The 12342-nt window shown below is 74.8% G+C and carries 14 protein-coding genes; 6 read left to right on the top strand and 8 right to left on the bottom strand.

What is annotated here, in order from left to right; genetic code table 11:
* The first annotated feature begins 93 nt into the window (after positions 1–93).
* Entirely contained in the window at positions 94–465 is a 372-nt protein-coding gene (locus tag ACFYOS_RS16230) for an SCP2 sterol-binding domain-containing protein (protein WP_387141300.1), read from the top strand.
* The gene (locus tag ACFYOS_RS16225) at positions 465–2525 is read left to right on the top strand and encodes a glycogen debranching N-terminal domain-containing protein (protein ID WP_387141298.1); all 2061 of its coding nucleotides are present in this window, start codon (positions 465–467) and stop codon (positions 2523–2525) included. The genes ACFYOS_RS16230 and ACFYOS_RS16225 overlap by 1 nt, the downstream gene beginning before the upstream one ends.
* 29 nt (positions 2526–2554) lie before the next feature.
* Here the strand turns inward: ACFYOS_RS16225 and ACFYOS_RS16220 are convergent, their stop codons facing one another.
* Both ACFYOS_RS16220 and ACFYOS_RS16215 read right to left on the bottom strand, forming a co-directional pair.
* Entirely contained in the window at positions 2555–2947 is a 393-nt protein-coding gene (locus tag ACFYOS_RS16220) for a VOC family protein (protein ID WP_387141295.1), read from the bottom strand.
* Between the two features lie 19 nt (positions 2948–2966).
* On the bottom strand, positions 2967–3614 hold the full coding sequence (locus ACFYOS_RS16215; RefSeq protein WP_387141292.1) for an alpha/beta hydrolase: 648 nt from the start codon (positions 3612–3614) through the stop codon (positions 2967–2969).
* Positions 3615–3739: 125 nt separating this feature from the next.
* On the opposite strand from ACFYOS_RS16215, the gene ACFYOS_RS16210 reads away from it, so the two are divergent.
* The 3 genes from ACFYOS_RS16210 to ACFYOS_RS16200 all read left to right on the top strand — a co-directional run bounded on the left by ACFYOS_RS16210 (position 3740) and on the right by ACFYOS_RS16200 (position 6194).
* The gene (locus tag ACFYOS_RS16210; protein WP_387141289.1) at positions 3740–4492 is read left to right on the top strand and encodes a lysophospholipid acyltransferase family protein; all 753 of its coding nucleotides are present in this window, start codon (positions 3740–3742) and stop codon (positions 4490–4492) included.
* Positions 4493–4579: 87 nt separating this feature from the next.
* Positions 4580–5206: a cysteine hydrolase family protein gene (locus tag ACFYOS_RS16205; RefSeq protein WP_387141286.1), complete on the top strand. Its 627-nt coding sequence runs from the start codon at positions 4580–4582 to the stop codon at positions 5204–5206.
* Positions 5207–5210: 4 nt separating this feature from the next.
* The gene (locus ACFYOS_RS16200) at positions 5211–6194 is read left to right on the top strand and encodes a GlxA family transcriptional regulator (RefSeq protein WP_387141283.1); all 984 of its coding nucleotides are present in this window, start codon (positions 5211–5213) and stop codon (positions 6192–6194) included.
* 6 nt (positions 6195–6200) lie between these two features.
* Here the strand turns inward: ACFYOS_RS16200 and ACFYOS_RS16195 are convergent, their stop codons facing one another.
* The 4 genes from ACFYOS_RS16195 to ACFYOS_RS16180 form a co-directional block, all read right to left on the bottom strand.
* Positions 6201–6944, bottom strand: coding sequence for a hypothetical protein (locus tag ACFYOS_RS16195; protein ID WP_387141531.1), 744 nt, complete (start codon positions 6942–6944; stop codon positions 6201–6203).
* A gap of 73 nt (positions 6945–7017) precedes the next feature.
* Positions 7018–7734: a response regulator gene (locus ACFYOS_RS16190; protein ID WP_387141280.1), complete on the bottom strand. Its 717-nt coding sequence runs from the start codon at positions 7732–7734 to the stop codon at positions 7018–7020.
* Entirely contained in the window at positions 7704–8861 is a 1158-nt protein-coding gene (locus tag ACFYOS_RS16185) for a hypothetical protein (protein ID WP_387141528.1), read from the bottom strand. The genes ACFYOS_RS16190 and ACFYOS_RS16185 overlap by 31 nt, the downstream gene beginning before the upstream one ends.
* 73 nt (positions 8862–8934) lie before the next feature.
* Entirely contained in the window at positions 8935–10113 is a 1179-nt protein-coding gene (locus tag ACFYOS_RS16180) for a sensor histidine kinase (RefSeq protein ID WP_387141277.1), read from the bottom strand.
* Between the two features lie 177 nt (positions 10114–10290).
* On the opposite strand from ACFYOS_RS16180, the gene ACFYOS_RS16175 reads away from it, so the two are divergent.
* A complete protein-coding gene (locus ACFYOS_RS16175; protein ID WP_387141274.1) occupies positions 10291–11172 on the top strand; it encodes an NAD(P)-dependent oxidoreductase in 882 nt (293 codons plus the stop codon).
* A 52-nt stretch (positions 11173–11224) separates the two neighbouring features.
* Here ACFYOS_RS16175 and ACFYOS_RS16170 read toward each other — a convergent pair whose 3' ends face one another.
* Both ACFYOS_RS16170 and ACFYOS_RS16165 read right to left on the bottom strand, forming a co-directional pair.
* Positions 11225–12025 carry a class I SAM-dependent methyltransferase gene (locus ACFYOS_RS16170; RefSeq protein ID WP_387141271.1) on the bottom strand — a complete coding sequence of 267 codons (801 nt, stop codon included), beginning with the start codon at positions 12023–12025 and terminating at the stop codon, positions 11225–11227.
* Positions 12026–12065: 40 nt separating this feature from the next.
* Positions 12066–12257 (bottom strand): hypothetical protein, encoded by a 192-nt coding sequence (locus ACFYOS_RS16165; protein WP_387141269.1) that lies wholly within the window; start codon positions 12255–12257, stop codon positions 12066–12068.
* Positions 12258–12342: the final 85 nt, after the last annotated feature.

Raw genomic sequence — 12342 nt, 5'->3', positions numbered from 1 at the left:
CGACTCACCCGAACCGGGCGAGGTTGACGTCGTACCCGGCGGGGACCCCTCCTCGGACGTCGAACGCCGCGGATCGCGGGAGGAGTGGACCCGATGGTGGACGCCACCACGAAGTTCTTCGAGGACCTGGACCGGCGGGGGTACGAACCCCTGCTGGCGAAGACCGCCGGAACCCTTCGTTTCGACCTGCACGAGGGGGCGCACACCACGCACTGGCTGCTGAAGATCGACCGAGGCAACCTCCAGGTCCATCAGCAGGACCAGGAGGCGGACACGGTCGTGGGGGCCGAACCCCGGCTCTTCGGTGAGCTCGTCACCGGCGAGGAGAACGCCATCTCGGCCCTCCTGCGCGGCGACATGACCGTGTCGGGCGACCTGCGGTTGGTGCTCCAGGTCGAACGGCTCTTCCCCGGCCCGCCGGACTCCCGGGGGCCGCATCACGCGTTCCGAAGGGAGGGGTTCTGATGGCGGACAACAACACCGTCCGGATCCTCGACGGCAACACCTTCGTGGTCTCCGAGGACACCGGCGACATCGAGGCCACCCCGAGCGAGCCGACCGGTCTCTTCTCCATCGACACCCGCTTCCTGTCCCGGTGGGTGCTGACCGTGAACGGTGAGCGGCTCAACGCACTCTCGTACGACGACCTCCAGTACTACGAGGCGCGCTTCTTCCTGGTGCCCGGCATGGCCACCCACTATGTCGACGCCAAGCTGTCGATCATCCGGGAGCGGGCGGTGGGCGGCAGCTTCCGGGAGACGCTGACCATCCTGAACCACGACGAGAAGGCGGTCGACCTGGAGGTACGGATGGAGGCCGCCTCGGACTTCGCCGACCTCTTCCAGGTCAAGGACGAGATCCTGAACAAGAAGGGGGAGATCTACAGCGAGGCCGAGTCGGACCGGCTGCGGCTGGGCTACCGGCGCGGGAACTTCCGGCGGGAGACGATCGTCTCCTCGTCCCAGCCGGCCCGGTACGACCGCGACGGCTTCGCCTTCACCATTCACCTGGAACCGAACGAGCAGTGGGACACCGCCATCGACGTGCAGACCTACGCGCTCGGCCCGGGCGGTCGGGATCTGCGGCTGGGACTCCAGACGCACGGCGTCGAGCGGCGGGCACTCCAGCGCGACCTGGAGGAGTGGATCGCCAAGGCGCCCAAGGTGAACAGCGAGCACGGCCAGGTGTCGTCGACGTACAAGCGGAGCCTGATCGACCTGGCCGCGCTGCGGTTCTCGCCGCTTTCCCTCGGCGGGCAGACGCTCCCGGCGGCCGGCCTGCCCTGGTTCATGACCATGTTCGGCCGGGACAGCATCTTCACCTGCCTCCAGGTGCTGCCGTTCGCGCCGGACATGTCCAAGACCACGCTGCGGATCCTGGGCGCGTTGCAGGGCACCCGGTTCGACGACTTCCGGGACGAGGACCCAGGCCGGATCCTGCACGAGATGCGGTACGGCGAGACGGCCGCCTTCGAGGAACAGCCGCACTCGCCGTACTACGGCTCGGTGGACGCCACGCCGCTGTTCGTGGTGCTGCTCGACGAGTACGAGAAGTGGACCGGCGATGTCGCGCTGGTCAAGGAGCTGGAACGGGAGTGCCGTGCCGCGCTGAAGTGGGTCGACGACTATGCCGACCTGGTCGGCAACGGGTACGTCTGGTACGAGCGGCGCAACACCGACACCGGCCTGGAGAACCAGTGCTGGAAGGACTCGTGGGACTCCATCTCGTACTCCGACGGCCTGCTGCCGCCGTTCCCGCGGGCCACTTGCGAGGTGCAGGGGTACGCGTACGACGCGAAGGTGCGGGCCGCCCGGCTGGCCCGGGAGTGCTGGGACGACCCGGCGTACGCCGACCAGCTGGAGCGGGAGGCGGCGGCGCTGAAGGAGCGGTTCAACCGGGACTGGTGGGTGGCGGACGGTGGGTTCTACGCCCTCGCGCTGGACCCGAACGGCCGGCAGTGCGACGTGCTCAGCTCCAACATCGGGCATCTGCTGTGGAGCGGCATCGTCGACGACGACCGGGCGGCGCAGATCGCCGCGCACCTGGTCGGGCCCCGGCTCTGGTCGGGCTGGGGGGTGCGCACCCTGGCCGAGGGCGAGGTCCGCTACAACCCGATCGGCTACCACAACGGCACGATCTGGCCGTTCGACAACTCCTTCATCGCCTGGGGTCTGCGCCGGTACGGCTTCGCCGAGGAGGCCGCCACCATCGCCAACGGGATCCTGGACGCGGCGAGGTACTTCGACGGCCGGCTGCCGGAGGCGTTCGGCGGTTACCAGCGGGACTTGACCAAGTTCCCGGTGGAGTACCCGACCGCGTGCAGCCCACAGGCCTGGTCGACGGGGACCCCGCTGCTGTTCATCCGGACGATGCTGGGGCTGGAGCCGCACGAGGGGCACCTGTCGGTCGACCCGCGGCTGCCGGTGGGCATGGGCCGGATCGAGGTGCTGGACATCCCGGGCCGGTGGGGCCGGGTGGACGCCTTCGCCCGGGGCCGACTGGACATGCACAACCTGGCCCGCTGAGGCGGCCGGTTCCGGCGACGCCGGGGGCCTCAGCGCCCGCCCGGCAGCGGGTCGGCGTGCGCCTCGGTGCGGGGGAGCAGGCAGAACTCGTTTCCCTCCGGGTCGGCCAGCACCGTCCACCGGGGCAGCTCGCGGACCACGGTCGCGCCCGCCTCCAGCACCGCGGCCCGCTCCTCGGCGTCGCCGACCAGGTCGAGGTGGATCCGGCCGGTGCCGGGCAGGTCCTCGGCGGGCGTGATCCACACGTCCGGGTGGCGCCCGTCGGGAGCGCGCAGCAGCACCGACTCGTCCGGCTCCAGGGACCGCTCGGCGAGCTTCACCCGGTCCTCCTCGACCGCGGGCAGTCCGGTCACGACGCTCCAGAACGGGGCGAGCAGGTAGGGGTCGCGGCAGTGGATGACGATCGAGGCGAGGTCGGGCATGCCCTGGACGGTAGTCGGCTCAGCCGGCCGGCAGGACGGTGTCCAGGAACGCGGCGGTGACCGCCCGGATGTCCGGCCGGGCCAGGTCGAGGGCGTGCCCGCCGTGGGTGAGCCAGCTGTGCACCGGGTGCCCGGCGGCGAGGAGCCGGCGGCCGAGTTCGACCGACTGCTCGGCCGGCACCGACGCGTCGTCGCGGCCGTGCACCAGCAGCACCGGCACGCCGGAGCCGAGGTGGGTGGCGACCGTGGCGTCCGCGGTGGCCGGGTCGCCCTCGGCGGGCGGGTGGCCGAGCAGGCCCGCCCACGGGTCGTCGTCGCCGCGCAGTCGCCGCCACTGCGGGTCCAGCGGGTCGACCGGCGCCCAGTACGCCAGCGCCGCCGTCACGTCGCCCGGCCGGTCCACCCCGCGCAGGGCCAGGTGCAGGGCCAGCGTCGCGCCGGCCGAGTCGCCGCCGACCAGCAGCGGCAGGCCGTCCGCCGCCGCCCGGGCCGCCCTGGCCGCCGCGCGTACGTCGTCGAGCTGGGCCGGCCAGTGCGCCTCGGACACGAACCGGTAGGTCGCGGCGACCACCCGCAGCCCCAGCGGGGCCAGGGCGGCCCCGTCCTCGTGGTAGCGGCCCCGCCAGCCGCCGCCGTGGATCCAGAGCAGCACCCCACGTTCAGTCATCCCGCCATGCTGTCCGGACCCGGGCCGTCTCGCCAACCCGCTCTGCCGAGGGCAGAGTCCGGCCAGGTGTCCGACCGCATTTTCGCCCCTACGGTCGCGTAACCTACTCGGGGTAAAGTTGCCGGATGCCGGAACTCGTGTACCCGCCCGTGATCGCCGCCGCCAAGACGATGTTCCGGGTCCTCGACCTGCGGCTGACCATCGAGGGCAGCCACCACGTGCCGCGTACCGGCGGCGCCGTGCTGGCCAGCAACCACGTCAGCTACCTGGACTTCATCTTCTGCGGATACGGCGCGCTCGAGTCCCGCCGCCTGGTCCGGTTCATGGCCAAGGATTCCGTCTTCCGGCACAAGGTCTCCGGCCCGCTGATGCGGGGCATGAAGCACATCCCGGTGAACCGGGCGGCCGGCGCCGGGTCGTACGCCACCGCGGTCAGCGCGCTGCGTCGCGGCGAGGTGGTGGGCGTGTTCCCGGAGGCCACCATCAGCCGCTCCTTCACCGTCAAGGACCTCAAGAACGGCGCCGCCCGGATGGCGCAGGAGGCGTCCGTGCCGCTGCTGCCGGTCGCGCTCTGGGGCACCCAGCGGCTCTGGACCAAGGGCCGGCCGCGCACCCTGACCCGCCGGCACACCCCGATCACCATCCTGGTCGGCGAGCCGATGGACCCGGCCGGGTACCCGGACGCGAACACCATGAGCGCCGAGCTGAAGACCCGGCTCGCCGCGCTGGTCGACCGGGTCCAGCGGGGCTACCCGGAGCAGCCCGCCGGCCCGGACGACGCCTGGTGGCAGCCGGCCCACCTCGGGGGCACCGCGCCCACCCCGGAGGAGGCGGCCGAGCTGGACCGCCAGGGCCGCCGCGCCCGCAGCACCTCCTGACGCCCGCCGGGCGGCTGACCGGATCGTTCCGCATCCGGGCATGATGGTGCCTGCCGCCCCGGCGTCCGCCCGGCCAGGATCGAAGTCATGAGCAGAGCAGCACTCGTCGTCATCGACGTCCAGGAGTCCTTCCGGCAGCGCCCGAACTGGGCGTGCGCCTCCCAGCCCGCCATCGTCGACCAGGTGAACCGGCTGGTCGACGCGGGCCGCCGCCGCGGCGACCTGGTGGTCTGGGTGCTGCACGCCGAGCCGGGCAGCGGTGACGTCTTCGACCCGGCCCACGGGCACGTCCGGCTGATCGACGGCCTGGCCCCGGTCGCCGGGGAGCCGACCCTGGTCAAGACGGCACACAACGCCTTCACCACCACCAACCTCCAGCAGCTCCTCACCCTGTCCGGGATCCGGGAGATCACGGTCTGCGGCATCCGCACCGAGCAGTGCGTGGAGACCACCACCCGGGTCGGCGCCGACCTCGGGTACGAGATGACCTTCGTGACCGATGCGACCGTCACCTTCCCCATCCCGCACCGGGACCTGCCGGCGGACGCCTCGCTGGCGGAGATCCTCGCCGACCCGCGCACCCTCTCCACCGACGACGTGATCGCCCGCACCGAGTACGCCCTGGCCGGCCGGTTCGCCACCGTGCGGACCGTCGCCGAGGTCGTGCGACAACTCCAGCCCGGCGCGCCTGGCGCGGTCCCGGTCGGAGCGTGACCTGATGGCCCGGGTCGACCGACGGCTCCAGCCCGGCGCGTCCGGCGCCGCGCCGCGGCCTGGAGCCGTCGTCTTCCTGCTGGTCCCGCAGGTGCACCTGCTGGACCTCGCCGGGCCGGCCCAGGTCTTCTCCACCGCCGCCGACATCGGGTACGACTACCGGCTGCACTACGTCGCCGCCACCCCCGAGGTGCCGACCGTGCAGGGGGTGACCCTGCGGGCCGACACCGACTGGCCCCCGCTGGACCGCGACGGCCTGCTGGTCGTACCCGGGTGGCGGGTGTCGACGCACGGCCCGGCGGGGCCGGTCGGCCGCGACGACCTGCGGCGGCTGGCCGACCATCACGCGGCCGGCGGCACCGTGGCGAGCGTCTGCGCCGGGGCCTTCGCGCTGGGCCGGGCCGGGCTGCTCGACGGACGGCGCTGCACCACCCACCACGAGGTGCAGGACGAGCTGGCCCGGCGGCACCAGGCGGCCCGGGTGGTCCGGGACGTGCTCTACGTGGTCGACGACCGGGTGGTCACCTCGGCCGGCATCGCCAGTGGCATCGACGTGGCGCTGCACCTGGTGGCCACCCGGCACGGCCCGGCCGCGGCGGCCCGGGTCGCCCGCGCCCTCGTCGTGTACGCCCGGCGCAACGGCCACGAGCAGCAGGCCAGCGCGATGATGCGGCACCGTTCGCATCTGTCCGACGCGGTGCACCGGGCGCAGGACCTGATCGACGCGCACTACGCCGAGCCACTGCCGCTGGCCGACCTGGCCGCCGCCTGCGGCGTCTCCGAGCGCACGCTGAGCCGGCTGTTCCGGCAGGTCACCGGGCTGACCCCGCTCGGCTACCAGCAACTGCTGCGGGTGGAGCGGGCCGAGCACCTGATCGGGCACGGCGCCACCGTGGAGGCCGCGGCCCGGGCGGTCGGCTTCACCGACGCCCGGATGCTCCGCCGGCTGCGCGCCCGCACCCGCCCCAGCCTGGCCCTCGCCGGCTGACCCGGGTCAGCAGGCGGAGCCGGGGCGGTCCCGCGCCGGGGACCCCAGGCGCGGCCAGTCGGGCGTCTCGTCGGCGGTCGGTCGGTAGTAGTCGTCGCGGGACAGGAACTCCACCGGCAGCGACCCGGGCAGGGTCACCGCGCCGCGACCCGGGGCCGGCACCGCGCCGACCCGGGTCGACAGGGTGTCCCGCTCCGGCGGGGAGAGGTCCACCAGCTCGGGGTGGATCAGCCGGAACGCGGCCACCGCGCGGCATACCTGCCGGGCCAGCGCGGTGACCAGGGCGGGTGGCCCGGTGAGCGCGAGCGCCGGCTGCCGGATCGTCCGTAGCGCGTCGCAGACCACCCGCAGCTCGACCTCGCCGTCCGGGCTGTCGGACAGCTCCAGCCGGGACGGCCACTGCCAGCGGATCTGGCCGCTGACCAGGCGGGACAGCCGGACCGAGCGCCGGTGCCGGGCACCCGCCCGGCCGTCCCGCCCGGGGACCAGGGACAGTTCCGAACCGGAGCACACGTACGCGAGCCGCCGTTCGGTCACGGTGACCGTGGCCGGCGCGGGGAGACTCCAGGCGCGGGCGCTCTCGGTCGGGCCGAGCAGGTGCCCGGCCACCTGGAGCGGGTGCTGGCCGAGCACCTGTTCGCCCGGTTCGGGGACGAGCGCGTGGCGCCGGTCGAGCAGGGGGCGGGTGGCGTCGTCATCCGCGTCGAAGCGGTGCGGCCGGATGAAGAAGGGAGCGGCGTCCTCCTGCACGGTCACGACCTCCCGGTGACGGTTGGCGGTACGTCGAGCCTGGTCGACGCGGGGGCGGCTGTCATGACACCCGTTAGGGGGTCGGCCGGTCGGACCGCGCCTGTGACCGGTAGACGCAGATCTCCTCCGGCCGGACTAGTCCGTCCTCGATCGCCCGGGCGAGCAGCGCCGCCTTGGTCGCGGCCGGTCGACCCGCCCGGGCGTACTTGATCCGCGCCCGGTCCACGTACTGCTTCACGGTGTGCTCGCTGATCCGCATCCGGCGCGCCACCGACGCCTTCGACATCGACTGGAACCACAGCAGCAGGGCCTCACGCTCCTTGTCGGACAGGGCCGGCCGGTCCGGCCGGTGGTCGCCCACCATCGCCCCGGCGAGCGCCGGCGGCACGTAGGGGCGGTCGGTCGCCGCCGCGAGCACGGTTGCCACGCAGTGTTCGCGCCCCTCGTGCTTGGCGAGGAACGCCGCCGCCCCGGCGTCCAGCGCGGCGAGCATGGTGTCGGGGTCGGTGTGTTCGGAGTAGACGACCACCCGCCGCCCGGCGGCGCTCAGCTCGGCCAGCTTGTCGATCATCATCCGCCCGTGCAGTCGCAGGTCGAGCAGGATCACGTCGGCGTCGGGGGCGTCCCGCAGCACCGCGTCCGGATCGTCCCCGGTGGCCAGTACGCACAGCCCCGGCTCGGTGGCCAGCCAGGCGCGCACCCCGTCGATGACCACCGGATGGTCGTCCACGATCGCCACCCCGATCGGCCGCCCGCCGGTCACGTCCTCCGCCACCTGATCTGCGTCCATCTGATCCCCCCGCCCCGCTCCTCCACCTGGTCCACCGGCCCGTCCCCGCCCGGGTCGGGTGGGCCGGTCGCATCCGGCCCCTCGTGGTCGGGGGTGACCATGCTGACCACCACCTCGTCCGGGTTGGCGACCACGGTAAGCCGGGCCCAGCCGCGGGCGTCGGAGAGCGCCGTGGTGAGTGGGTCGGCCAGCCGCCGGCGTACCTCGACGGGCAGCTCCGGCGGGCTGCCGACGGCGACCAGTTCGATCGGCAGGCCCTTGCGTTCCGCCAGGTCGGCGGCGGCGCGCAGCTCGTGCAGCAGCGGATCGGGCACGTCGTCCGACTCGGCGATGAGCCGGCGCAGCCGAGCCGCGGCCAGCACACAGCGGCGGCGCACCTCGGGGTCGGCCGGGTCGGCCTCGCCGGCGGCGAGGGCGGCGAGCACCTCCTCGGCGGTGCCGCCGGCCAGGGCCAGCCGGGCCTGCCGCTCCCGGCGGGCCCGTTCCGCCGCGATCCGTTCCGCCTCGACCGCGAGCGCCGCGGCCGCCGTGTCGGCCCGGTTCCAGGCCAGGACGGTGATCGCCGCGGCACCGGCGAACAACGCCACCGGCAGCGACGAGGTGCCGTAGACGTACATCGCGTACCGGGTGAGATCGGCCGGGGCGGTGGTGCCGTGGCCGAGCACCGCGCCGAGGGCGATCGCCGCATGCGCGCCGAGCAGCGCGAGCAGCCATCCGACCGGCCGCCGCCAGAGCACCAGCAGGAAGAACCAGACCAGCCCGCCCCACGCCCAGTTGGCGTCGTCGAAGAGTCCGCGCTCTCCGGCGGCGGTGAAGACCGCCGCGTCGACCACCAGCAGCAGCACCGTCAGCCGCCGGGCGGGCGGCAGCCCGCCGCGCAGCAGGCGTACGCCGACCGCTACGCCGACCGCCGCGGTCACCAGCCAGCCGGCGGCGACCATCGCCGAGGCGGCCGGGTCGAGCCCCGCCCCGAGCAGCCCCGGCAGGTCGATCGCCAGGTGCCAGGCCAGCGCGACGGTGACCGCCGCGACCCGGGCGCCCCGGTCGGAGGCGTCGGCGACGGCGCTCGCCGCCGCGGTGCCCACCGGCCGACCCGCCGCCGGCTCGGTGTGCGCCGATTCCGGTATCCGCGGCCGGAGGACGCGCCGGGCCGCCCCGGCCCACGAGCCGGGGGCGGCGGCGGTCAACGCCGGACCGGACTCAGTCGACACCGGTCCACTCCAGCCGCACCCGGGTGCCGGCGCCAGGGGCGGAAGTCACCTCTGCCCGACCGCCCACCGTGGACATCCGGCCGTGGATCGACTCGCGCAGCCCGTACCGGTGGGCGGGGACCGTGGCCGGGTCGAAGCCGGGCCCGTCGTCGGCCACCTCGACCACGACGGCGTCCCCGACCCGGGTCAGGCGCAGCGTGGCGGACGAACCTGGCGCGTGCCGCACCACGTTGGCCAGTGCGGCGGCGGCGCTGTCGGCGACGGCCGCGGCAACCTCCGCCGGCACCGCGCACGGCGGCAGCGTCGCGGCCACCGGCAGCTCGGGCAGTCGGGCGAGGATCGCGCGCAGCCGGTCGTCCAGCGCCACCGTGCCGGGCGTCGGCACCGACCGGGCGTCGGCCAGCGCGGCGAGGGTACGCAGGTCGGCCGCGCACCGCTCGCGCAGCGCCGCCGACGGACCGGGCACCGCGCCGAGCCCGACCATGGTCAGTGTGGCGAGCACCGTGTCGTGCAGATCCCGGTTCTGCCGCCGCTCGGCTTCCCGGGCGGTACGCGCCACCACCGCGTCCCGGGCCAGCCGCTGATAGTCGGCGAAGGCGGCGTCCGCCCGCCCGCTCCGGCGCCGCATCACCGCGCTCATCATCGCCGCGCAGCCGATCTGCACCAGCAGGGTCACCGCGTGCCCCCGTGCCTCGGCCGGGTTGCCGGCGGCGGTCGCGCCGGCCGCGTAAGCGATGGTGACCACCAGCCCGGCCGGGACCGACCAGCGGGCCGGGGCGGTCAGCTGCGCGTTGATCACTGTGGTGCTGGCCAGCACCGCGATCCAGCTGACCTCGCCGGGCAGCACCTCCGGCGCGACCAGCCAGGGGATCGTCAACCCGGCGGCGGTGGTGAGCGCGACGTCGCCGGCCACCAGCCCGCCACCGATCCCGTGCCGGAACGCGCGGACGGCGTACCAGGCGGACCACGCGGTGAGCGCGACGACCGCCGGCACCAGCAGCGCGACCCGGACGGGCGGGGTGCGGACCGCCAGGGCCACCACCGCGGCGACCAGGCCGCAGGTGAGCCGGAGCAGCGCCGGCACGGTGGTGAAGATCAGGGTCAACGCGCCGCCGGCCGGCCCGCCCAGTGGCGTCGGCGGCGAGGTCGTGGCGGCTACGACCGGCATCGGGGAGGTCCTTCCGGCAGCGACCCGGTCGGGTCCGTCCGGCCTGGATCGACGCCGGAGAATAACATGTCAAACCGCAACTAGTCACCCTTGGTGCGGGGCGTCGCTGGGCCGAACGGTGGCCGCGGTCCCGCCGGTCGCCGCGCGGGCGAGCCGGCCGTGCGGTTGACTGCCGGCATGGGTGACGACGCGCGGCGACTCCGGGTCGCCTTCCTCGGGCTCGGTCGAATGGGCACGCCGATGGCCCGACACGTGCTCCGGGCCGGGCACGACCTGACCGTCTGGAACCGCACCCGAGGCAAGGCCGACGCCCTGGCGGCCGAGGGGGCCGCGGTGGCGGACACCCCGGCCGCCGCCGCGGCCGACCGGGACGTGGTCGTGCTGATGCTGGCCGACCCGGAGGCGGTCGAGCAGGTACTGCTCGGCCCGGACGGGGTGGCCTCCGGCGCGGACCCGGACACGCTGGTGGTGGACGGCAGCACGATCGGCCCCGGCGCCTCCCGGCGGATGGCGTCCCGGCTGCGCGAGCATCGACTGCGCTACGTGGACGCGCCGGTCTACGGGTCGGTCGGCCCGGCCACCGAGGGCACCCTCGGCGTGCTGGCCGGCGGCGAGGAGCCGGACGTCGCGGCGGCCCGCCCGGTACTGGAGCTCTGGGGCGACCCGCGGCAGGTGCGGCACGTCGGGACGACCGGGGCCGGCAGTGCGGCGAAGCTGGTCCGCAACCTCAGCCTCGGGCTGGCCCTCGCCGGGATCGGCGACGCGCTCCGCCTCGCCGCCACCCTCGACCTCCCAGCCGACGTGGTGGACGAGCTGATGGCGGCCGGTCCGCTCGGCGCGGCCTACCCGGGCGTCCGCCAGGTCCTCCAGGCCGGGCCGCCGGGGACCGCCGGGTTCGCCGTCGACATGCTCACCAAGGACCTGCGGCTCTGCCTGGCCGTCGAGCCCCGGCTGCCGCTGGTCGACGCCGCCCGGCAGGTGGGCGAGGCGGTGCACGCCGCCGGCCACGGCCAGGACGACACCCGCGCACTGCCGCTCTGGATGCGTGACGCCCGCTGACCCGCTGCTCTCCGGCCCGCGACCGCGGCCCTCGCCGCCGGCTGTCAACCACTCAGGCGGGCGCGACCGCGAGCAGGTGGGAGCTGGCGCCGAGCACCGCCGGGTCCTGCTCGAACGCCTCGGCACAGGCCACCGCGTCGGCGAAGAGCCGGTCCTCCGGGCCGGTGTCCAGCGCGTTCAGCAGCGGCCAGAGCGGACCCTCCACCCCGTACAGGGTCGGGGCCGGCAGGCCCGCCGCGATGAACTCCGCCACCACCTGCTCCGGCCGGTGAAAGTACGCCGTGGTGAAGCCGGTCTCCGGGTCGTTCACCCCGGTGGCGTACTCCCGGAGCAGCAGCGGGCGGCTGCGCTCGTCCACCCGGCCCTGTGCGGTGAGGTCGATCAGGGCCGCGTTGCGGCTGATCACCGCCGCGACCACCGGCCTGCCGGGGCGGGTGAGCCGGGCGGCCTCGCGCAGCGCAGTCACCCGGTCCGCCCGCCGAGTGAGGTGGTAGAGCGGGCCGAGCAGCAGGGTCGCGTCGACCGAGCTGTGGGGCAGCGGCAAGGCACGGGCGTCCCCGACGGTCGCGGTGACCTCCGGGTATGCCGTCCGGGCGGCGGCCGCGTGCGCCGGCACCAGGTCGACCAGGTGCACGGGGTGCCCGGCCGACGCCAGCCACCCCGCGTACGCGCCGGTGCCGCCCCCGACGTCCAGCACCGTCACCGGCGGCGCGGGCAGCAGACGGGCGAGCAGGTCCCGGGTGCGCCGCGCCTCCAGCCGGCCCTGCGGCGTCCGGTGCAGCCGATCCGCCTCGGCGAACACCTCGGTGTAGTAACGCTGGATGTCCGGCTCCGCCGGTCGATGGTGCGGCATACGTCGATGGTGGACGACCCGGCCGAGCGGATCATCCCGATTATCCGGCGGGGCCGGTCAGCGTCCGGTTCACCCCGTGACCGCCCGCGGCCGCCCGCCTGCGGAGCGGGCGGCCGGGGACGGCGGTCAGGCCGGGCAGTTTGTGGTACGCCTCGACCCGCCACCCGGCCGCACCCCGGGCCAGCACCCAGGTGGCCCGGGCTCGGGTGTCGATGGTCGTGGTGTCGGTCATGGTCGTCCTTCCGCACGGGGTACCTTCCGCCGGTACCTACTTGGCGGCCTGCCGCAACTCATCGACCCGGCAGGGATGAATTCCG

This window comes from Micromonospora sp. NPDC005806, assembly GCF_042871425.1.
Taxonomy (GTDB): Bacteria; Actinomycetota; Actinomycetes; order Mycobacteriales; family Micromonosporaceae; genus Micromonospora.
The sequence above is the reverse complement of the archived record's forward strand: the minus strand, read 5'-3'. Positions and strand labels throughout refer to the sequence as shown.

Coding starts and splice junctions, on each gene's coding strand:
- ACFYOS_RS16230 (WP_387141300.1), top strand. CDS start 94: ATGGTGGACGCCACCACGAAGTTCTTCGAGGACCTGGACCGGCGGGGG.
- ACFYOS_RS16225 (WP_387141298.1), top strand. CDS start 465: ATGGCGGACAACAACACCGTCCGGATCCTCGACGGCAACACCTTCGTG.
- ACFYOS_RS16220 (WP_387141295.1), bottom strand. CDS start 2,947: ATGCCCGACCTCGCCTCGATCGTCATCCACTGCCGCGACCCCTACCTG.
- ACFYOS_RS16215 (WP_387141292.1), bottom strand. CDS start 3,614: ATGACTGAACGTGGGGTGCTGCTCTGGATCCACGGCGGCGGCTGGCGG.
- ACFYOS_RS16210 (WP_387141289.1), top strand. CDS start 3,740: ATGCCGGAACTCGTGTACCCGCCCGTGATCGCCGCCGCCAAGACGATG.
- ACFYOS_RS16205 (WP_387141286.1), top strand. CDS start 4,580: ATGAGCAGAGCAGCACTCGTCGTCATCGACGTCCAGGAGTCCTTCCGG.
- ACFYOS_RS16200 (WP_387141283.1), top strand. CDS start 5,211: ATGGCCCGGGTCGACCGACGGCTCCAGCCCGGCGCGTCCGGCGCCGCG.
- ACFYOS_RS16190 (WP_387141280.1), bottom strand. CDS start 7,734: ATGGACGCAGATCAGGTGGCGGAGGACGTGACCGGCGGGCGGCCGATC.
- ACFYOS_RS16180 (WP_387141277.1), bottom strand. CDS start 10,113: ATGCCGGTCGTAGCCGCCACGACCTCGCCGCCGACGCCACTGGGCGGG.
- ACFYOS_RS16175 (WP_387141274.1), top strand. CDS start 10,291: ATGGGTGACGACGCGCGGCGACTCCGGGTCGCCTTCCTCGGGCTCGGT.
- ACFYOS_RS16170 (WP_387141271.1), bottom strand. CDS start 12,025: ATGCCGCACCATCGACCGGCGGAGCCGGACATCCAGCGTTACTACACC.
- ACFYOS_RS16165 (WP_387141269.1), bottom strand. CDS start 12,257: ATGACCGACACCACGACCATCGACACCCGAGCCCGGGCCACCTGGGTG.